Raw genomic sequence first — 20,692 nt, 5'->3', positions numbered from 1 at the left:
GTAATTCAGGTTAATCTAAATGAAAGACTTCTTGTAAATCAGTCGTGACTGGACTATTGTCCTCATTTGTATCCATCAACGGCTCCATATATTTCCACCACTTTTTACAAATATCAGTTTCAGCGATCTCGTTGTAAGTCGCTTCGTCTGGAACCTCAAGGTAAGCAAAGGTTTGGCCAGTTAATTTATTTAAGAAAATTGAATAATTCGTTGCACCATACTTCTTAAGCGCCGTCTTCATTTCTGGCCATAGTTCCGCGTGCCGTTTAGCATATTCTTCGTAGGCGTCTTTGTGTAAATACATCACTTGTCCTAACCGAACCATTTAAACCATCTCCTTAGATTTATTTGTTAGAAATCGTTGATACTCTTTTAAAATGTCGCCATACTTATTGGTCTCCGGCAAGTACCGCTTTAGATCAAATGACGTTTCAATCAACCGCCGGCCCGCTCCAATGTTCTCTACTTCATCACTAGTAATCATTTGAACCATAATGTTTCCAACTGCAGTGGCTTCACTCGGACCCGCCACAACCTTGATATTAGCCAGGGTACTCGTTAACTGATTCATCAGAGCAACGTTACTTCCGCCACCAACAATATTCAGTGTATCAATGTGGTAGCCCAAGATACGGTCAAGTTTATTCAATTCATTGGCATAGAACAAAGACAGATTAGAATAGATTGCCTGGAATAATTCACCCGGTGTTTCCGGTATCGTCTGCTTTGTTTCACGGCAATAATCCTGGAGTTCCTTAATCATATTTTCGGGATTAGTGAAGCGTTCATCGTTGATATCAATGAATTGTTGGAATGGTCTTACTTGTTGCGCCAAGTCAGCCAGTTCACCAAAGCTATACTGATCACCTAGTTCATGACGAACACATTGGGCAACCCACAACCCCATAATGTTTTTTAGGAATCGGTAAGTCCCGTATGCGCCCCATTCATTCGTATAGTTCTCATGAAATGCTTGTAATCCATTTTCTGGCACATTTAACTCAGTTCCTAGTAGTGACCATGTTCCTGAACTAAGGAATGCCCACCGATCACCTTCACCTGGCGTTCCAACAACCGCCGAGGCCGTGTCATGGGTTGCGACCGTCACAACTTCAACTTCCGGAATATCATATTGAGTGTGCCATTTGTGGCTCACATTTCCCAGAACCGATCCGGACTCAACTAGTCGTGGAAATTGGTCTTGAGACACGTTGACTTTGCCTAACAAATCTTTATCAAATAAACCGACACGCAAGTTCAACATCTGAGTGGTAGAGGCATTCGTGATTTCAGTAACTGCATTACCCGTCAAAACATATCCGAGATAATCCGGCATCATCATAATCTTGTCCGTCTTAGCCAATAAATCATGATTCTCTTTATACAATTGATAGAGCGTGTTAAAGTCTTGGAACTGAATGCCAGTCTTTTCGTAAATGTACTCTTTGGGTAGGTCGCTAGTTAACTGTTGGATCGCATTATGTGTCCGCTTATCACGATAACTAATTGGATCCTCCAATTTATGTCCGTTTTCACCGACAAGTACATAATCAACTGCCCAAGTATCAATTCCTAACTCAACATCCTTTATCCCCATCTTTTTGACTTTTTCAAGGCCTTTAAAGATTTCATGGATTAAATGATCAACATCCCAGCGATCATGACCATCCTTCATCGCAAATCCATTGGAGAAACGATGCACTTCCTTTAACGTTAGCTGGCCACGCTTTTGCTGACCGAGCATTAAACGCCCGCTAGAAGCGCCAATGTCTACGGCAATATAAGATTTCATTACTTCACATCTCCAGTAGCATTTGAATTAATCGGTGTCTGTTTATCTTTGGCGTCACTTTCGTCAAATTCGTCACCATAACGTTCCTTTGTAATTTGTTCCAGTGATTTGCCGCGAGTCTGAGGTGTCCAAATGACCCCGATAATCAATGAAACTAACAATAATCCAATCATAAATGTTCCGGCAGCTTTGAAGCCCATCGTCGTCAGAATAGTTGGGAAGATAATTGACCAAATACCAGCTGAGCCACGGACGACGAAGAACATCACGCCTTGAGAGCCTGCACGATACTTAGTTGGGAATAATTCAGTCGCCCATAGTGCGTACCACGCTTGAGCCCCGATCCCTGCGGAGATGCCCCAAACAGCAACGAAAATCCAAAGACTAGTCCAGTTCATCCCGGCAAATGTCAGGACAACCCAAGAAACGACGGCCATTGCAGCCCCAACTGCAAAGAAGATTCGGTGATTAGCACGATCACCATAGCGGGCAAAACCAACATAAGTGGCAACTGCGGTAAAGATCCAAAGGACGGCTTGCAGTAAGTTGGCCTGTAGATTTGTTAACCCACCAGCAGTTTCATAAACGTATGGCATAAAGAAGCCCATTGCACCGGCAACTAGATTCCAGAACATGTAAACACCAATTAAAAATAGCAATGACTTTAAGTTAATGACATTTGAGAATAAGTCACGATATGGATGTGGCTTCTCACCAGTCGCCCGCTCGTGTTGTTTCTGTTCAACCCAGACTTGTGATTCGTCCAATTTACTTTGAAGACGCCATGCAATAAAGGCAACAATTGTTAAGAAAATGAATAAGATCCGATTACCCATGACACCTAGTGGCGATAAGGCAACACCGGCTGCAAAAATAATGGCGGGCCCTAATGACCAAGCGAATTGTGAAATACCAATGTTCTCCGCCCGATTAGTTGATTCTGACGTTTCTGAAATATAAGTCCACGATGCAGGAACCCCAGCGCCGACCGCAATCCCAGTAATCAGGAAGCCGGCTAATAACATTGGAAAATTAACTGAGGCTGCCACAATAATCGTCCCTAGCATATAAACAAGCATGTCATAGGTATAGATAACTTTCCGACCATATTTATCTGACAAGTGACCACCAATCAAAGCCCCAATCGCAGAACCAAATGCATTGGCACTCAATGCACCTAGTAGTCCAACCTGAAAGCTTGATAATCCCAAGGCTTTAGTCCATAGTGTTAAACCACTTGCACCAGCAACAATTGACCCAGAATCCAAAAAATTAGTAATTGATACGGCAATTGTTGAGCCGTGTGATTCTTTTTGGTTATTACTCATTTTAAATACCCTCCTTTTGGTAAGCGTTTTCATTTATTTACAAGCACATTGTAACCGCCACCATTAAGGTGCTACAATAACTCTTAAAAGGTACATTAGTATCATATTTACAGGGAGGATTGTGAATGAACACACGTATTTTGAACGCTTTAAAGCAAACAACGTTGATTGAAGAAAAGCAAAAAGCGTCTCACTGTTTCGTTGAAGACATGCCACCCTATGCCATTAACCAGGAGCTTTCTTTAAAGGAACATGGACGCGTACTAAGTAATTATTTTTTTAAGAATAAAGACATTTATATCAGTCGTCATAATCGCTATGCAGATTATCCAACTCACACTCATACTTTTTTGGAAATGAACTATATGCTACAAGGTCATGCAACTGAAATTGTTGATGATAAGAAGATAACGCTAAATACCGGTGATTTATTGCTTTTAGATGAAGGATCAACGCACTCAATCAAGGCTTTAGGTGATAATAATTTGTTAATAAACATTCTTTTCAGAACCAAAAACATCAGTATTAACCTGTTAAATGACCTTCGTAGAAGCAATAACATTTTTTATGACTTTTTGCTCAGTCAAGTTATTGAAGATAGTAACCATAAGCGGGACTACCTCGTATTTACCAAAAAGCGTAATACCGAAGTCCAGGAAACTTTAGACCGGATCATCGATGAGTATTATTTAAAGCGTGATTTTTCGAACAGCATTATTAAATCCTATTTATCAATTTTACTGGTCCAATTGGTTCGTGAATATCCTTTGAATGGCCCTCATCAAGAAAATAAATCTAGTCTGCTAGCCATTAAGGTCCTAAAAGCAATTGCCGAAGAGTATAAGACCGTAAGCTTGGAGGAATTAGCAAATCGCTATAATTATAATAAAAATTATTTAAGTAACATCTTCAAGTCTGAAGTTGGCCAAACTTTTAGTGAAGTTCTAACTCGGCAACGACTAATTCAAGCCCACACGCTAATTGCATCTACCTCACTACCCATCGCTACAATCATGGAACAAGTCGGAATTAAGAACAAAACATTCTTTTATCAGAAGTATAAAAATTATTATAAGACGCTCCCCAGCACTGATCGCTAAGCATAACGCAAATATCGGCCATTAGTCTGTATTCACTATATAGTGATACAAACTAATGGCCGATATTTATTATTTCACTAAATTTATTTAGACCCCGGGTAAATGACTTTAACACCGAGTGCCGCCATATGTTTTAAAAACTGATCTTTCGGTGCTCTATCAGTCACAATCTTTGACCAGGCAGGAAAGCTGGCTAACCGAATATAGTCAGAATTAACAGACTGAAACTTAGTGTGGTCTGCAACAAGAATGCTTTCACGAGCACTTTTCATCATCGCAATCTTAACATCTGCCTGATCCATATCTGCAATATACGCTCCCGTATTATCCAACGTGCTACAAGAAACAATTGCTAACTGCGGTCTAAACATCGCAATATCTTGAATTGTATGATTACCCAATAATGAATTGGAATTAGGCCGTAACGAACCACCAGTTAAGAATAGATTTAAATTTGTCATTTGATTAGCAGCAATCGCGAACTGCAGATTGTCGGTAATCACCTTGACGTTTTGTCGCTCCGATAAGTAATTCGGTAAATACGCCGTCGTTGTACTCGGATCAATGAACAGTGCTTGATTATCTTTGATAACCCTTCTTGCTAATAATCGACAAATTACCTTTTTCTCTTCGACATGCGTCCGATATCGAAAAGGTGACGCAAATTCAATATTGGTATTTTCCAATAAAGAGACCATTCCAAATGTCCTTTTGACTTTTCCCGACTGTTCCAAAACAATTAGATCGCGTCGCATTGTAGAAACGCTTTCGCCAGTTAGTTCTATTAGTCTTTTCACACTAATTCTGGGGTGTTTGTTCAATATCTTAAGTATGTGTAAAACACGATCATCTCGACTTACCATATTGCCCTCCATTTGAACAATTCTGAATTTTTTCACCTTAATCTGAACAATTAAACAGGAAAAAATTGAATGAGTTTCATGTTACGTCGAATTGAATACAAAACGCCGTAACGTCAACATATACTGATTGTTGATGGAAGTTAGTTTGGGGCCTATGATATTTAGTGTTAATGGATAAAATCCATCAATACCATTTTTATGTACAACAAAAGGACATATCGGCTTGTGCTACAATCAAGTCGACCAAAACCAATTGAAAGCGAGTGTCAGATATGTTCCAAGACCATTCTACTAAAGTGCTGCTCCAAATTAAAGACCCAAATATTACTGATTTAGTTGTTCAAGGAGCTACTAACGGAAGCTTACAAGTGCTTGCGAAGCTAACGTATCCGGTTACTGTTTGCGCACGTTGTGGCAAACGTTCCATGGTTAAGGATGGCTTTAAGACCGTTCACATCAGAATTCCTAGAATTAGCGAACGGGTCACCATCCTTAACTTAAAGAAGCAGCGATTTATCTGTAAAAATTGTGGTAAAAGTAGTTTAACAACGACTACGCTGGTTAAAAACATCATCAAATATCTGAAAACAGTCTGCATGCCATTGATCTATCATTAACTGAAGACCGTACGATGGCGAGTATTGCGGCTCAATACAATGTCTCGACCAATACGATTAGTCGCCGAATAAAGTTGCTCGGACAAGGTACCCAACCAGCTTTCAACGGACTACCAACGATGCTTTGTATCGACGAGTTTCGTTCAACTGATAAACAAATGAGTTTTATTGCGGTGGATGCCCAAACCCACGACATCATTACAATTTTACCAGGACGTAAGAATGCCGATATTAAAGACTTTTTTCTCAATCATTATTCTAAACGTCATCGTGACCGCGTAACTCGGGTTGTGATGGACTTTAATTCTCAATATCAACCCGCGATTCGAACACTCTTTCTGCACGCCAAACTGGTCGCGGATAGCTTTCACCTTGTTCAAATGGCCTTACGATCTTTGAATCAAACTCGGGTCCAACTCATGAAACGCTTTAACCCTCAGAGTCGTGAATACCGAGTGCTTAAATATTATTGGCGGTTATATTTAAAAGATTATGACGGCCTCGAAAAGCGCAAGTCCCAATGGTTTGTGTATATTAAAAATCGCATGACACAAGAGCAATTAGTCGTAGCCGGTTTAAATCTAGACCAACAGTTTCGACAAACCTACCAAGCCGCACAGGAGGCTGTGACATAACTAGCCTCTGTATAAGCAAATGGGACGAGAAACCGAATTTTGGTTTCTCGTCCCACTTGCTTACGCCTTTGATTTTTAAAGTTGGTCCCTACCGTGACCAGTTTCATAATGTTTAACGCCAGTATTACGATTCCGGCTTCCTTGGTGACCTTGTCGAAACCTCGCACCGAGAATCGATTGAAATGTAAAGAAGCCTTCATCTTGCCAAAAACTGGCTCAACATCGATCTTACATTGAGCGTAAATCTAACCAGTTTCTGGAGCTGAAAGTAATTCTCGTTGTTTCGATTTGAAATATTCCCAATTTTCGTTCACGGAAATCCTTTTAAGATATCCTTTTGGTGTTAGTGCCGCGGCAATTAGTTGATGATTTTCATCATACTTTTCGGCAATGTATTCTTTAAAGTCACGGGTAAAACCATACTTATCAGTCCGTTGACGATAAGCATTAAAATTAAACCGGACGTTTTGCGGATTGATAAAATAATCATCTTTTTCATGATAGTCCCAGTTCATAACCTTACGGTCATCACTTTGCCATTTTCGACTATTCTCTTTAAGCATTGTGCCGTATGGAATTAAAACGGTATGCTGACCGAATTCATCTTCCAAGTACCGATAATTACTTTCGGAACCGTATCCGGCATCGGTAACGATGGTGTGACCTAACACATTGTTGGCCTTTAAATGTTCAATAAACGGTTGTAAGGTTCGTGTGTCGGTTGGATTTTGGAAAAGCCGATATCCCGTAATGAACTGATTACTCGTGGCGATTTGAACGTTGTAGGCAGGTTTTAATTGACCGTTTTGCATCGGATCTTCCTTGACCCGCATAAAGGTGGCATCGTGATCCGTCTTAGAGTAACTGTTACGCTGACCATAGCTTGCTTGCTGTGCTTGGTGTTCACGCATTTTATCACGTCGTTTGTCCAACTTACGTTTTTGTGATTTAACAGTCCGGCGTTGCTGTTTGGCTGGGTTCGGGGAAACCTGCTTAGTTGCTTCCACGGTTTCATTAAGGACCACTAAGTGATCCTCAACCTTGCTAATCATGATATCCAATAGTTCGGGAGTCAGCTCTGATCCTGCCGGAATTTCACCGACAATTTTAGCTTCATGAAGCTCGCAACAGGTCAACGAGTTTCTCGCGATTCATCTTGTCAAATCGTATCGTATTCTTTTTCCAAACAAAACTATACTTGTTGGCGTCGGCTAGGATCTTAGTTCCATCAATAAATGAAACATCATCAATCATGCCATTTTGACGAAGATATTGAGTTAGTTGTGATAAGCTATCGGTTGTCAAAGTGGCCAGTTCATCAGAAATTCTAAAGCGACAAATCGTCCGGTAGGACGGAATTTGGTCGGCAATTAACCACCCAGCTGGCTTGTTTTCACGGGCAAACCGTTCAATTTTACGACTGCTGAAAATGCCATAGCAGTATGCTAAAAGGACCAGTTTTAACATGGCACCGAGGTTATATTCCCGCGGACGGCCAAACTGGTAATCATATTTTAGTTTTAAACTCTCAACAAGCTGGTTGATGTAACGAGCAGGACGATGCTCTTCTGGTTAGTAATCCAAGGCGATACTCAAAGTGGTTTGATTCATGTTATAATAATCTTGCATATTAGGAATGTCCTTTCGAGGATAATTTCGTAGAGTATCGGGTGCGACCGATGCTCTTTTTTTATTTTCTATTATATCAAAAACAGGTCTGGAAAAATCCGAAGATTTTTCCAGACCTGTTTTGTTTCTAGAGACTTATGTCACAGCCTCCTAAATATAACTTCATCAACACCGGTTGACAGAGACCCAAAACTGGAGTGCGAAAATTCACAGATTTTCACACTCCAGTTTTTGTTAAAAAATTTAGTCACAACTTCTTATTTAATTTTTTAAGCTAATTCTATTCAACTTACGACTTAGTTCCATGACTTGTTTTGACAAGCCCATTAGCTCTGCAGCTAATTGTGGATTCTTTAAATTGCGGGAAACTTGTCTTTCAATCGTCCTTATTTGTTTTTGACCTTCTATTGTCATTGAAAAACTGAGCTGTCGCCGATCTTTTTGATTGACTTGTGACTGAACTAACCCTAGTTTTATTAATTGCCAAATATTTTTGGATACTAATGTTTTTTGTGTTCTCGATAGACTTGCTAGTTTACTTATATTAGTCTTCTGAAGTTGACCAACATACATCAGTAACTCCCACTCTCTCATAGATAAGCTCGTTTCAGTTAACTCCAGTGTCAACAATTGATCGATATGACGGCGTATTTTTAATAATTTCTCTAAAATTTCAAGTTGAAATTTTATGTCTATATTTTCTAGCATAGCCCCACCTCATCTTAATCCTGGTGTTTCCGTATCCCAAGAACTCCCAATATGCCACTGACAGCTAGCTTCAATATTCTACTTATCGATAATCCTTGCTGATTAGTTTCATCAATTTGAGGCAACTTGTGACACACATATTGATTCCCAGTCGATTTCCTTGTACAACTTATCTCAATCTAACAACGTCAGTTTGCTGGGCTTGCCTGACTTCACTGATATGCTTGACCTAACCGGTTTACCCAATACCACTGATGTAATTGGTTCAATTGGTTTACCAGATTTCACTGGTGTGCTCAGTTCAACTGATATAAATGCTTAACAAAAAGATTTATAAACCATTACTTAAGGTCCAATCTACTATCCCACTAAAGCTTCCAGATTTAGCTTTATTATTTGCCTTAATCAATAAACCAGAATCAGAATCAAAAGTAGCAGTATAAACACTGTTATTAGCCGACATATTGTTACTAGACAAAACCGTTTGTGCATTAGTTGATAGCTGAGTTTCAGTCATCCCGTTCCTAAACCACATTGTAAATGGTTGTCCGAGTTGTTTTTCAGTGTACGAAGCAGTGATTGAAAAATTAGGTTTAGCCGCGCGAGTATCAATCACCCGAAATTTCACAGTATCTCCAGAAGTTCTCGATAGATACTGACTACTACTTGTCAATTTATCAAGCCCATAATTCCAATTATAAGTCCCGCTGCCAAGTTCCGTTCCTATTAACTGTGATGAAATAAGCATTGCATTATCCGTTATAGCCGTTAGCTTACTCGAATCTACAGTGCTTCCAAAAGTATTAAAAACAGAATCATTAGGTGTCAATACCAGATAGCTATCAGCATCAGATGGAACGTCAGTAGATGTATAGCCTTGAGAAGTGCTACCACCTACAAAGTTAAAAGGAATCGTACTCGTACTATTATTAGTTAATCCCCCACCATTGAAGCCACCGCTATAAGTTGCTAATTTTGCTCCAGTGCTTACGGTCATTAAACTATTATTCCCCCATGAACTCGAATTATCTAAAGGTGAAGAATTAGTTGAAGTAATCACTGTACTAGAAGTATTTGCAAAATTACCAATCAATTTTACTGTGCTCATTTTTGAATTAAAAGCAGCAGTACCAGTTTTTATATTAGTTTTTGAACCAGCATTGGAATTTAATGTTACACCATTTGTCCCTGTACCAAATAATGTGGTAGAAGACGTGGTACCAGTGGAAATTGCATTCAATGTTCCATTATTATTAATGGTTACCGCATTATTTGTTCCTATAAATGCAAACATAGGAACTCCAGTATCTTTATTATCTAAATTCAGAGTTGACCCCGATGAAATATCAATGGGAAAAACTTTACTGTTTAAATTATTATAATATGGATAGATCATCGCACCAGCAAATTTTGCAGATCCATCCCCACCACTTAATGTCGTTGTGCCGGAACTTACTTTAATATTGGGAATTTCTCCTAACTGTTGACCACTAACAGAGGTATTAATTGTATTATTTCCAGTAAAATTTATTGGAACAAAGTAAGTAGTCAACGGTTGATTATATGCAACACTGTTAGGCATATCATAAACGACATTATTGTATGTTATTTGTGCTGAACAATCAGTTGTCCCACCCGACAAACCAAAATCAGCTGAAAACAACATTCCATAATAGGTATTATAATAATAACTTCCTACTCCATTACCAGACGGACTTGGAACATTACTAATACTATTACTAGTACTGTTGCTGGTGTTGTTAACATTAGACAATGTTAACTGTGCACTACTTGCTTTAGGAACTAAAATCCGCGATGATGTTGGACTAGAAACGTAAAACTGGTGTTGTTGAAAGTCAACGGTGACATTTTTCAGTCCACTATACAATGTTGAGTCACTTGCTGGCAAAGTAACTGTATTAGCCACTTTAATTGTCATGTTTTCGGGCGGTATATTGCTACTTGACCAATATGATGAAGTATTAGCTAATAAATTAAACAGATCATTACCGCTTGTAACAGTGTAGTTACTACCCGATACTGTAATACTTGCTTTAACTATTTGAAGATTTACACCTAAAAAGCAAAAACCAACTAGGCTGACCATCGCTATACCCAATCGTATTAAGAATCGTTTAACCATCTAGTTTCCGCTCCTCCAAAAAACTAATCCTTATCTTTTCTCCTCTTTTTCAACAAAAGATAAACCAAAATTAATAATATTAATAGCAATAACCCTAACAAGGTCCAAATCCAATTAGGAACTCCCATTCTTTTATACGAAACCGTTGCCGCTTTTTGAGCATTTTCCGGTGACACCTTGAAAGTCCGAATCCAGTGCCACTCCTTAGCTTCTTTTGTTGATGTAACCTTAAAATCCAGCACATAAGTACCAGGTTTCAAACTTTGACCTGATACAGGCACTTGATAAACAAAATCTGAGTTAGGAGCCACTGAGCGATTAATCTGTTTATCATCAATAATAACCTTATCTTTTTTACTTTGACGATAAATTTTGGCATGGGTTTTTAAATCGTCCACATATGCCTTGTTTACGTTTGATAAATTTACATTAACTGTTGAAGTTAAATTTTGAGTAGCAAAGCTGACCTTTCTTAATTTTAAAGAAGGAACTACCTTGTTATTATTCTGTTTCAATAGAATGGGAGTTACATAATTAAATCGATTAGTATATCCATTTTTTATTTTCTGGGTAATATTTTTACGAACATAAATGCCCCCTAATATTATCCCCTCAAATCTTTTCGCGGGCATTTTAAGATTTAATTTAATAGTTTTACTGCTATGTGCTTTTACTTGAACAGATAACTTTTTTGGTGATATAAAATTGTTGAAATCTAAATCTTTTGATAAATGAGATCCAGCAACTGCCTTCATCGGCGAGTAATCAATCAACATATTTGAGTTCGTCAAGGCGCGATTAGCTGTTACGGTATAATTATTAACCCGGTTGCTCTGGTTAATTATGTTTAGAGATAACATAGTTGCTGTTTTCGGTGGTATCTTTAAATAAAAGTATGGCTTACTGTTATCTGCCTGATAACTATTTTTATTTATAGTTACACTGAATTCAGCTCCCGTATCAGCCCAAGCCTTGGCTGTCTGTAAAAAGAAGCCAAGCATAATAATAAAAAACATCAAAGACATTCTTATGATCAAGCCTCCACATTTAAAAGAAGAGACTTGCTTACAACTCATACTTTTCATTGTTAATCCAAATTAGTAGAAATATTGTAATCTATGGTGCCACTATATGTTCCTGCTTTGACGCCATTCGCTGTTGCCAAAGCCATGGTTGCGCCTGTAGTACCCGAGGTAAGGTTCCCATTTGAGTTCTCATTACCAGTTGCTACCGTATTCGCGGTCTGATAAATATTTACAGCAGCACTAGTACCGGAAATTTTACCCCCGGTTGTAGCGTCAGCAACACCGTCTGCTGTAGTAGTTGTGAATGTACTGACAGGTAAAACATTGGCTCCATTTTTCAAAGTACTTGCATTCGCCGTAATTGTGTAACCTGTATTTCCACCTGTCAAATCCGTAACATCATATGCTTGTGAACCAGTTGCAGTAAATCCGCTGTAACTGCTGGCCAATTCATGCGACGAAAAGTCATAACTAGGTACTTTATTTAAAACCAAACTACCCGTTGTAGGTGCGGTAAACGTTACTGTTGTATCACCTTGGCCAGTTGCTGTGGTACTATCAGCATTTGCCATCATTGGTGTATTAAGAGTAAACAATGCAAGACTTAAACCAGTAGCAATAATTAATTCTTTTTTTGAAATCATATAAATCCCCCTACTTTCTAAAATGATAATCGCAGTATATCCTATGGTTAATCATTAACAATATGATTAATTTTATTATATCATCGTTTAGAATATAAAAAAAGTTTTGCGAATATAATAACCCCTATAATATTTAAGCCAATCCAACTATAAACACTATCTTGACTTTCATCAGTTTGTGGTAAAATCATATTATTTTGATGTTTAATTTTTGAAGGTTGTTTTCTACTAGATTCAGGTCGTCTCTGAGGATTTGTTCTTGACACAAAGCTAATTCTAGTAGTTCCTACTGCATCATTATCTGCATAAACTGGCATAAATACGCTTAAAACAAAACACATTACTAAAACACTAGATATAATTTCAAATTTTAAATTTAACTTCTGGTGTTTTAACATACTTCCATCCCCCTTGATTAAATGCTGAAGCAAAAAATAACATCTCAACTAATCAGTAATCTAAACTATTGGTATGAATTGCTATTTAGAAAGCTTTCATTTTATGATTCAAATTTGTCTGAAATAAAAAATTTATAATTTTTTCTCAATTACTATATTATCATTTCATATAATCTAAACCTATTTAAACGTTTTTTGAAGAAAGCTTTCCAATCCAAATTCTCCAAAATATTTATGATTAATATGCAATAAAGATATCATATAACCATCACAAGTGATCAGCATAATTTTTTTGAATTTCGCTCTAAGGGTATAGTATGGCCTGTAGTAATTCATGGTACTATTAATAACTATAAATAATTTATCATATGATTGATGAAATTTATTTTACAATGCATTACCATGTCACAATCACTATCATTTATCGAAACTAAAAGGACGGTACTATGAAGGAGTGACTCCGTGTCAAGTAGACTATTAAATAATTAAAATCTTATACACTTCCTTGAACGGCATGATTCTGGTATTCTTCCAGGGTCATGCCGTTTAGTGTCAATTGGCGTCTTGCCGTGTTATGCCAATTGATGTCCTTCTTGATGATGTTAACGAGCTCAATTTCAGAGAGTGTTTGCTTGAATGCCAACTCATCGGTCTTAAATTGGCTCCAGAAGCTTTCTATCTAAACGTGTTGTATGCACCTGATGTGTAGGCCAATCCCTGGTCAGAGTGTAAAATCTCAGGTTTGACACCATGGGTTGCTTTTAGCGCAGGCGTTGTGCCATCAAAGCTCACTACAATCGGTCAACCAGGTAATATTCGGCTGTTCAGGGTTAAAGTCATGACTACCATCTTCAAGGTGAGTCTACTTGTAGTATGCGGCACAAGAGATTCCGACATAGTTACACATAAAAATGATGCCATACGGTTGATTAGTGTCGGGATTTATTTTTTGTGAGAGTGTTTGAACGGTTTGATATTTTTCTTCTGAAGTGCATCTATCCTTTCGAACTCTTGGAGTTTTTTTAAAACCGCGACCTCCGTAGAGACACGTTCTAGCCGTGCTTTAAGGCGTTTGATTTCAAGATCTTTAAGTTCTGATTCAGTAAATTTACCGTTATCTTCTTTAGCTTTACGGTCTGCGAGTTCGTCGGGGCCGCCTTGCTTGAATTTCTTGACCTAGGCATACACTTGACTATAAGACACATTGAAGTGAGTGGTCGCGGCGCCGTAGTTCATTTCATTGGCAATGGTCCCTTGTGCAATTTCGATTCGTTCAATCTGATTGGTTTTCCTATCGTTTTTCATTGGGGAGGCCCTCCTATTGGCTCTGAGTGGTTTACCACTAGTATACCGGTTAACCCACTGATAGATAACGGAACGATTTGGAATACCATATTGTCTGGCTAGTTGTGGATATGAAGTTCCGCCTGCTAAATATGCTTAGACCACTTCAAGCATGAGTTCTTCTGAGTACGCGCGTCGATGTCGACGACCACTCAGTGCTTCTGGCCCACCGTCATCATATCGCATGATCCACTGTGCTACTTGTGAATCATGAATACCGTACTCTCGGCGGCTTGACTTAGCCGATACACCCTCCTTCACCAATCTAATATAGAAGAGTTTCTCTTTCAGGCTATACCTTGAACCTTTTCGGCCCATGAAAAATACTCCTTCCTAAATAGACAAACTTTAATTATTTGCTTGTCTACCTTGGTAGGAGTATATCCATCAATGGTCTTTTTTATTGAAAAATTTAGTCACAATTTCTTATTTGATTTTTTGAACTAATTCAATTCAATTTACGACTTAGTTCCATGACTTTTTTGACAAGCCCATTAGCTCTTCAGCTAATTGCGGATTCTTTAAATTACGGTAAACTTGTCTTTCAATCGTCCTTGTTTGTTTTTGACCTTCTACTGTCATTGAAATGTTGAGCTGTCGCCGATCTTTTTGATTGACTTGTGACTGAACTAATCCTAGTTTTATTAATTGCCAAATGTTTTTGGATACTAATGTTTTTTGTATTCTCGATAGTCTGGCTAGTTTACTTATATTAGTCTTCTGAAGTTGATTAACATACATCAGTAGCTCCCACTCTCTCATAGATAAATTTGTTTCAGTTAACTCCAGTGTCAACAATTGATCGATATGACGGCGTATTTGTAATAATTTTTCAAAAATTTCAAGTTGAAATTTTATGTCTTTATCTTCTAACATAGCCCCACCTAATCTTAATCCTGTCGTTTCCGTATCCCAAGAACTCTCAATATGCCACTGACAGCTAACATTAATAGTCCACTTATCGATACTACTTGCTGATTAGTTTCATCAGTTTGAGGTAACTTGTGAGACACATATTGATTCTTAGTTGGTTTCCTGTGCAACTTATATTCATCTGACATTGTCGTCTTACTTGGTTCGCCTGGCTTCGCTGGTGTGCTTAGACCTGATTGAGAAATTATTGTCACCGTATCCGTGGCTTTAATTACATTGCCTGCACCGTCGGTGTAGCTATACGTAATCGTATAAGTACCAGCCTTCGTTGGATCAACACTCTCCGTGACCTTCACTTTACTGAAATCTAACGCCTTACCATGCTCGTCCGTGGCACTAACAAAGTTATATTCAGCTTGCCATTTAGTCATCGGACCTGCCATTAATGTACTATTATTCGTTTTGATCCCTACTTGACTGGCAACTACCGTGACTGTTGCCATTTAACTTACTTTATTGCCACTAGCATCAGTATAACTGTAAGTCACAGTATAGGTACCAGCTTTACTTAAATCTGGTTGGCCCGCACTACCGTAAGTTACGGTCATATCATTAACACTTAACGTCTCACCATTACCAGTAATAGCACTAATAAAGTTGTCTTCAACTTGCCATTGCCCATTATTTGGCCCCGCAATATAATGGGTATCTTTTGTATAGATGATCGCCAATTTTGGTCATTCATAAGTACCGGCAGGTAATTCTTGATTCAATTCAGCCGAAGTATACGTAGCACCATCTTTGATAACACTGCCATCTATATCTTGTACATATTGCCGTTTACCGGAATATGTTTCTGTCTTTATAATATTGGGGAAATTTGCATCAGCTGATAGAACCCGTATTTGTCCCAAAATAATTTTCTTAATCCTATAAGATTTTTCAACATATTACTCATATCGGTTACTTCTGATGTATCAAAATTACTTAAATCTAGATTTGTCAAACTGTTACAACTATCAAACATACAATTCATATTTGTGACCTTTGATGTATCAAAGTAACTTAAGTCTAAATTTGTTACTTTAGCCGTTCTAAACATGCTATACATATTAGTTATTTGTGACGTATCTAAACAGGTCTCTCCCTTTATACTTTGAATGCCAAAAAATAAATTACTGCAATCAGTCGGTAATGTTACCTTATCAGTAAATATTAAATTAGAGCTTTGCGGCCATGGTGCACCTGATGTCCCAGCAATCCCACCACCGAAAGTATAAGTGTCTGTACTATTATCATAGGTCCAATCTACCGTTCCCCATGTTCCTGTTTCACCTTGTACTGCCTTAGGTTGTATAGCTGCTTTAGTTTTCAGTGCCACAACTTGATCAGACTTCGTAGTAACTTTTGACTCAACTAAATTACTGTTACTACTCATAGCAGTTGTTTTTGAAATAGTTGGTTTTTCGGCAGTACTTTTTTCATTCTCACTAACTCCTGAACTCTGAGTAACTGAAACAGCTTTACTGTTGTCAATATTTTAGCTATCAGCTATTGGCTCCGCGCTAGATACCGTACTGCTTGAACTTTTACTGTCAGTGGTACTTGCTGAACTTGCAATTGTCGATGTGGTCTTATTCCTACTACCACTTTCTTCTTTGCTAGATGCCGCATTGTTTGAACTTTGACTGTCTGCGATACTTGTCACATTAGTAATCTCTTGGCTACCCTCATTAGTTTCATTCAGATTACTATCATTATTTTTTGTAACACTAGATTTTAAAGTAACCGTATGGAACTCTGTACCAGTGACACTTGAATCTATACTATCATTTTCAACATCCACACTATCCGCATGAATGGAATAGTTAGTGAAAAGCACACTCAAACCGACAGAGAAAGTTGTAATGCCTATTACTACCCAAGACTTTCCCTTTTTAACCAATTTGTAATGTGTTTTCAATTCCCCGACATAGATTTTTTTACTCATAAAAGAACCTCCTAATTCAGTAATCTTTTTTTATTCCGTGTTATGATAAGCTAAAAAATAAAATTTCAGTCATAATTGTTAAGATGCACATATGTGCATCTTAACAATTAACCCTGTACATCATATCATCTTGTAATCTTTAAGTGTATATTTTTACAAGTACTGTTGTACCAAGTTAATCAATATTGTACCTGCTCAATCAATTTTTAACATTTACTCTAAAAAGGAGAACTCAATATGAAAAGAGTAATCTTAAGTCCATTAAACCTGTCGCCAAATGATCAAAAATTTATATTATCTTTTTCTTTGCTAGAACATGACCTAATATATTTTTTCTCAATTCACGACTATTCTCATGCTCATAAGAAAATTTCTTGCTTCATTAAAAATAATTCTTTGACCGGGATTAGCTCTGAAGTGCTAACCAATTCTTTGATTGGCTTAACTAGCGACTTAACTGCCAGTAGTTATAGTAATAAATTGAATTGTATTAATTTTCTAGAGCTCAGATTATTATTTATCAATTATTTAAATCAGACCGAGTGTTCTACAGAAAATTTTAAAAATACATTAAACGACATTGTTACTACCTTTTTTTCATTCATCGATGAAATCGACAATGCCATAGACTTCAAGCATCTATCAAAACAAGTGGCTCTGACTGTTTATTATGTTGATTCCCATCGTTATAAAAAGTTAAGCCGACAAAGCATCTTGCAAAATTTAAATTTAAATGCTGTTTATACGACTAAGCTATTTCAAAAGGAGCTTGGCTTCTCTATCAACTACTACATTCAACATGTAAAACTCACCGAGGCCAAACATCTTTTACTACAAACAAATATGTCCGTAACTGAAATTGCACACAAACTTCAATTTTACGATAAGTCAGCCTTTTCAAAAGCATTTAAAAAAAAATTTGCTATATCTCCCAGTAAATATCGTGAGTTAAATAAAATAGTTAAAGACCATTAGCCACTTTCAATTTAGTATTCTCATTCGGTCTAGTTCTTGCTTATGAGAACGGACTTTCTGCATAAAATAAAAGTAAGCAAATAGGACGAGAAACCGAATTTTTGGTTTCTCGTCCTATTTGCTTGAGTCTTTGATTTTTTAAGCTGGTCCCTAATGTCACCAGTTTCATGATATTTAACGCCATGACGACAATACCGGCTTCTTTGGTAACTTTCTCAAACTACGCACCGAGAAGAGATTAAAACGCAAAGAAGTCTTCATCTTACCAAAAACCGGTTCAACATCGATCTTGCATTGGGCATAGGATCTGACCGGTTTCTGGAACTGAAAACAAGGCACGCTGGTTAGCCTCGAAGTATTCTTTCAAATTTCGCTTGAAATCATACTTATCAGTCCACTGGCGATAGGTATTGAAGTTGAATCTCACACCTTGGGGATTGATGAAATAGTCATCCTCATGATAATCCCAGTTCATAACTTTACGATCGTCACTGCGCTATTTCCGACTATTCTCTTTGAACATCGTCCCGTATGGTAGTATTAAGGCGATATGCTGTTCAAGTTCATCTTCTAAGTACCGATAATTACTTTCCGAACCGTATCCGGCATCGGCGATGATGGTGGTACCTAACATATTGTTGGCCTTCAAAGGTGGAATAAATGTCGGTAACGTTCAGGTGTCAGTTAGATGTTGAAACAACTGCTATCTAGTGATAAATTGATTTCTCGTGGCGATTTGAAAGTTGTAAGCGGGTTTCAATTGACCATTTTGCATCGGATCTTCCTTAACTCGCATAAAGGTGGTATCGTGGTCTGTTTTAGAGTAGCTATTACGCTGACCATAGATTGCTTGTTGGGCTTGATGTTCACGCATTTTATTCAGGCGTTCGATGAGTTTTCTTTTCTTCAATTTAATAGTCCATCGTTGCTACTTGCCCGGGGTTGGGGACACTTTCTTAGTTGCTACCACGGTTTCATTGAGGACCACCAAGTGGCCCTCGACCTTGCTGATCATGACATCTAACATTTCAAGCGTTAGATTCGACCCAGTTGGGCTTCACCAACAATCTTCGCTTCATGCAATTCACCTAACAGGGCGATTAATTTTTCGTAATTCAGCTTATCAACCCGAACCATATTCTTTTTCCAGACAAAACTGTATTTATTCGCATTGGCTAAAATTTTGGTGCCATCAATAAAAGAAACATCATCAATCATGCCAGTTTGACACAGATATTGGGTCATTTGCGATAAACTCTCGGTTGTCAAAGTGGCTAGTTCATCGGAAATTCTAAAGCGACAAATCTTGCGATAAGATGGCCCTTGATCGACAATTAGCCATTCAGCTGACTTATTTTCACAGGTAAAACGTTCAATCTTACAACTACTGAAGGTACCGTAACTGTACGCTAAAAGGGAACAGTTTTAACATGGGTCTAGGGTTATATTCCCGTGGCCGTCCGAACTGGTAATCATATTTTATTTTTAAGCCGTTGGCCAACTGATTAATGTAACGAGCTGGATGACTTTCTTCTGGTGGGCAATCTAAAGCGATAATCAAAGCAGTTTGATTCATGTTATAATAGTCTTGCATATTAGGAATGTCCTTTCGGGGATAATTTCGTAGAGTATCGGGTACGAACGATATTCTTTTTTATTTCTATCATAACAAAGGCCGGTCAGGAATAATCTGAAGATTATTCCTGACCGGCCTTTGTTATGGAGACTTATGTCACAGTCTCTTCTTACTAATAGTTACTTAATTTTCGGATTTTCTGACAATTGCAGCTCATAATCTTGATAATTAGAATGAACTGATTAAACCTAGTAAAGATACATTCCGTTAACATATTTTTCAGCATTAACATGTTCTCAAAATTTTTAAGCTGTGCTTTTATTTCCAAGCCTTCAGCTATATCATACCACCCTTAGTCTTGATTACGACGCTTTTTTCCTCCTAAGAAAGTAAGCAGACTCGTCGTTACTAATAGCAATAATCCACCTAAAGTCATGGTACGTTGCGTTGATTCATCAGTTTGCGGCAACTCGTTATGTGAGGTTGTCGTTTGTAATGCACTCCCAGACTTCACTGATGTTACTTGACTGAAGGTCGTTAGATGATCTGATTTTGCTCTTTGATCTGACTTAGCCGATTGATTTGTCTGATCTGGTGTCACTGGACTAACTGGCTTAGCTGGTTGACTTGGCTTGCCTGGTGTTACCGGATTTGATTTCACAATCACAGTAATTGTGGCCGTCTTGGTAACGACGTTACCCGCCGCGTCCGTGTAACTATACGTGACCTCGTAACGGCCCGCCTTCGTTGGGTCCACTGTTCCACTAACAGTTATATCACTCAATTTCAATACGCTGCCAGCTTCATCGGTCGCACTCACAAAGTTATCGGCGGCTTTCCAGGTAGTACTTGGGCCCGCTACTAACGTGCTGTCCTTGGTGTCAATACTTGCTTGAGACGCCACTACTGTGATGGTAGCTGTCTTGGTAACTGCGTTACCCGCCGCGTCCGTGTAACTATACGTGACCTCGTAACGGCCCGCCTTCGTTGGGTCCACTGTTCCACTAACAGTTATATCACTCAATTTCAATACGCTGCCAGCTTCATCGGTC

18 protein-coding genes and 4 pseudogenes are annotated in these 20,692 nt (G+C 38.2%); 3 read left to right on the top strand and 19 right to left on the bottom strand.

Annotated features, from left to right (window positions below):
* Positions 1-10: 10 nt before the first annotated feature.
* Genes rhaM through MZO41_RS04205 form a run of 3 tightly spaced genes read right to left on the bottom strand, consistent with a single transcriptional unit; the run spans position 11 to position 3,120 of the window.
* Positions 11-325 (bottom strand): L-rhamnose mutarotase, encoded by a 315-nt coding sequence (gene rhaM / locus MZO41_RS04215; RefSeq protein WP_003642941.1) that lies wholly within the window; start codon positions 323-325, stop codon positions 11-13.
* Positions 326-1,792, bottom strand: coding sequence for a rhamnulokinase (gene rhaB, locus MZO41_RS04210; RefSeq protein WP_003642942.1), 1,467 nt, complete (start codon positions 1,790-1,792; stop codon positions 326-328).
* Complete coding sequence (locus tag MZO41_RS04205; RefSeq protein WP_003643588.1) at positions 1,792-3,120, bottom strand: MFS transporter; 1,329 nt, start codon at positions 3,118-3,120, stop codon at positions 1,792-1,794. The genes rhaB and MZO41_RS04205 overlap by 1 nt, the downstream gene beginning before the upstream one ends.
* 125 nt (positions 3,121-3,245) lie before the next feature.
* Between MZO41_RS04205 and MZO41_RS04200 the strand changes: the two genes are divergently transcribed.
* Positions 3,246-4,220 carry an AraC family transcriptional regulator gene (locus MZO41_RS04200; RefSeq protein ID WP_128650820.1) on the top strand — a complete coding sequence of 325 codons (975 nt, stop codon included), beginning with the start codon at positions 3,246-3,248 and terminating at the stop codon, positions 4,218-4,220.
* An 83-nt stretch (positions 4,221-4,303) separates the two neighbouring features.
* On the opposite strand, the gene MZO41_RS04195 is transcribed toward MZO41_RS04200, so the two are convergent.
* Positions 4,304-5,083, bottom strand: coding sequence for a DeoR/GlpR family DNA-binding transcription regulator (locus MZO41_RS04195; protein ID WP_003643590.1), 780 nt, complete (start codon positions 5,081-5,083; stop codon positions 4,304-4,306).
* A gap of 272 nt (positions 5,084-5,355) precedes the next feature.
* On the opposite strand from MZO41_RS04195, the pseudogene MZO41_RS04190 reads away from it, so the two are divergent.
* Positions 5,356-6,329, top strand: a pseudogene (locus MZO41_RS04190) (ISL3 family transposase); the annotation flags it as partial.
* Here MZO41_RS04190 and MZO41_RS04185 read toward each other — a convergent pair.
* The 13 genes and pseudogenes from MZO41_RS04185 to MZO41_RS04125 all read right to left on the bottom strand — a co-directional run bounded on the left by MZO41_RS04185 (position 6,305) and on the right by MZO41_RS04125 (position 17,089).
* Positions 6,305-7,964, bottom strand: a pseudogene (locus tag MZO41_RS04185) (IS1182 family transposase). The pseudogenes MZO41_RS04190 and MZO41_RS04185 sit on opposite strands and share 25 nt — an antisense overlap.
* Positions 7,965-8,225: 261 nt before the next feature.
* On the bottom strand, positions 8,226-8,672 hold the full coding sequence (locus MZO41_RS04180) for a MarR family winged helix-turn-helix transcriptional regulator (RefSeq protein ID WP_003642854.1): 447 nt from the start codon (positions 8,670-8,672) through the stop codon (positions 8,226-8,228).
* 331 nt (positions 8,673-9,003) lie between these two features.
* Positions 9,004-10,815 (bottom strand): hypothetical protein, encoded by a 1,812-nt coding sequence (locus MZO41_RS04175; protein WP_003642855.1) that lies wholly within the window; start codon positions 10,813-10,815, stop codon positions 9,004-9,006.
* Positions 10,816-10,838: 23 nt separating this feature from the next.
* On the bottom strand, positions 10,839-11,900 hold the full coding sequence (locus MZO41_RS04170) for a WxLIP family cell surface protein (RefSeq protein WP_003642856.1): 1,062 nt from the start codon (positions 11,898-11,900) through the stop codon (positions 10,839-10,841).
* Between the two features lie 2 nt (positions 11,901-11,902).
* Positions 11,903-12,484, bottom strand: coding sequence for a hypothetical protein (locus MZO41_RS04165; protein WP_003642857.1), 582 nt, complete (start codon positions 12,482-12,484; stop codon positions 11,903-11,905).
* 80 nt (positions 12,485-12,564) lie between these two features.
* The gene (locus tag MZO41_RS04160; protein ID WP_003642858.1) at positions 12,565-12,882 is read right to left on the bottom strand and encodes an LPXTG cell wall anchor domain-containing protein; all 318 of its coding nucleotides are present in this window, start codon (positions 12,880-12,882) and stop codon (positions 12,565-12,567) included.
* Positions 12,883-13,375: 493 nt separating this feature from the next.
* Positions 13,376-13,525, bottom strand: coding sequence for a hypothetical protein (locus MZO41_RS04155; RefSeq protein ID WP_022638785.1), 150 nt, complete (start codon positions 13,523-13,525; stop codon positions 13,376-13,378).
* 299 nt (positions 13,526-13,824) lie between these two features.
* Positions 13,825-14,544, bottom strand: a pseudogene (locus tag MZO41_RS16965) (transposase).
* A gap of 147 nt (positions 14,545-14,691) precedes the next feature.
* Positions 14,692-15,102, bottom strand: a complete 411-nt coding sequence (locus MZO41_RS04145; RefSeq protein WP_003642862.1) for a MarR family winged helix-turn-helix transcriptional regulator — start codon at positions 15,100-15,102, stop codon at positions 14,692-14,694.
* A gap of 14 nt (positions 15,103-15,116) precedes the next feature.
* Positions 15,117-15,602, bottom strand: a complete 486-nt coding sequence (locus MZO41_RS04140) for a bacterial Ig-like domain-containing protein (RefSeq protein ID WP_003642863.1) — start codon at positions 15,600-15,602, stop codon at positions 15,117-15,119.
* Positions 15,603-15,830 (bottom strand): bacterial Ig-like domain-containing protein, encoded by a 228-nt coding sequence (locus MZO41_RS04135; RefSeq protein WP_003642864.1) that lies wholly within the window; start codon positions 15,828-15,830, stop codon positions 15,603-15,605.
* Between the two features lie 131 nt (positions 15,831-15,961).
* On the bottom strand, positions 15,962-16,537 hold the full coding sequence (locus MZO41_RS04130) for a BspA family leucine-rich repeat surface protein (RefSeq protein WP_003642866.1): 576 nt from the start codon (positions 16,535-16,537) through the stop codon (positions 15,962-15,964).
* 102 nt (positions 16,538-16,639) lie between these two features.
* Positions 16,640-17,089, bottom strand: a complete 450-nt coding sequence (locus tag MZO41_RS04125; protein ID WP_003642867.1) for a KxYKxGKxW signal peptide domain-containing protein — start codon at positions 17,087-17,089, stop codon at positions 16,640-16,642.
* 237 nt (positions 17,090-17,326) lie between these two features.
* Here MZO41_RS04125 and MZO41_RS04120 point away from each other — a divergent pair, with 237 nt between their 5' ends.
* The gene (locus MZO41_RS04120; RefSeq protein WP_003642868.1) at positions 17,327-18,064 is read left to right on the top strand and encodes a helix-turn-helix transcriptional regulator; all 738 of its coding nucleotides are present in this window, start codon (positions 17,327-17,329) and stop codon (positions 18,062-18,064) included.
* Between the two features lie 6 nt (positions 18,065-18,070).
* Here the strand turns inward: MZO41_RS04120 and MZO41_RS04115 are convergent.
* Together MZO41_RS04115 and MZO41_RS04110 are read right to left on the bottom strand one after the other, a co-directional pair.
* Positions 18,071-19,658: pseudogene (locus MZO41_RS04115) on the bottom strand (transposase).
* A 334-nt stretch (positions 19,659-19,992) separates the two neighbouring features.
* On the bottom strand, positions 19,993-20,692 hold a 700-nt coding region (locus MZO41_RS04110; protein WP_252129645.1), incomplete at its 5' end, for a bacterial Ig-like domain-containing protein.

The sequence above is a fragment of the Lactiplantibacillus sp. C232 genome, from assembly GCF_023806725.1.
Classification (GTDB): Bacteria; Bacillota; Bacilli; order Lactobacillales; family Lactobacillaceae; genus Lactiplantibacillus; species Lactiplantibacillus plantarum.
This window is presented reverse-complemented; position numbering and strand designations above follow the sequence as displayed.

Bases quoted from the DNA above. Each gene is read 5' to 3' on its own strand.
- rhaB (WP_003642942.1), bottom strand. From the start codon at position 1,792: ATGAAATCTTATATTGCCGTAGACATTGGCGCTTCTAGCGGGCGTTTA.
- MZO41_RS04205 (WP_003643588.1), bottom strand. From the start codon at position 3,120: ATGAGTAATAACCAAAAAGAATCACACGGCTCAACAATTGCCGTATCA.
- MZO41_RS04165 (WP_003642857.1), bottom strand. From the start codon at position 12,484: ATGATTTCAAAAAAAGAATTAATTATTGCTACTGGTTTAAGTCTTGCA.
- MZO41_RS04125 (WP_003642867.1), bottom strand. From the start codon at position 17,089: ATGAGTAAAAAAATCTATGTCGGGGAATTGAAAACACATTACAAATTG.
- MZO41_RS04180 (WP_003642854.1), bottom strand. From the start codon at position 8,672: ATGCTAGAAAATATAGACATAAAATTTCAACTTGAAATTTTAGAGAAA.
- MZO41_RS04120 (WP_003642868.1), top strand. From the start codon at position 17,327: ATGAAAAGAGTAATCTTAAGTCCATTAAACCTGTCGCCAAATGATCAA.
- MZO41_RS04170 (WP_003642856.1), bottom strand. From the start codon at position 11,900: ATGAAAAGTATGAGTTGTAAGCAAGTCTCTTCTTTTAAATGTGGAGGC.
- MZO41_RS04200 (WP_128650820.1), top strand. From the start codon at position 3,246: ATGAACACACGTATTTTGAACGCTTTAAAGCAAACAACGTTGATTGAA.
- MZO41_RS04175 (WP_003642855.1), bottom strand. From the start codon at position 10,815: ATGGTTAAACGATTCTTAATACGATTGGGTATAGCGATGGTCAGCCTA.
- MZO41_RS04140 (WP_003642863.1), bottom strand. From the start codon at position 15,602: ATGGCAACAGTCACGGTAGTTGCCAGTCAAGTAGGGATCAAAACGAAT.
- MZO41_RS04195 (WP_003643590.1), bottom strand. From the start codon at position 5,083: ATGGTAAGTCGAGATGATCGTGTTTTACACATACTTAAGATATTGAAC.
- rhaM (WP_003642941.1), bottom strand. From the start codon at position 325: ATGGTTCGGTTAGGACAAGTGATGTATTTACACAAAGACGCCTACGAA.
- MZO41_RS04160 (WP_003642858.1), bottom strand. From the start codon at position 12,882: ATGTTAAAACACCAGAAGTTAAATTTAAAATTTGAAATTATATCTAGT.
- MZO41_RS04145 (WP_003642862.1), bottom strand. From the start codon at position 15,102: ATGTTAGAAGATAAAGACATAAAATTTCAACTTGAAATTTTTGAAAAA.
- MZO41_RS04130 (WP_003642866.1), bottom strand. From the start codon at position 16,537: ATGAGTAGTAACAGTAATTTAGTTGAGTCAAAAGTTACTACGAAGTCT.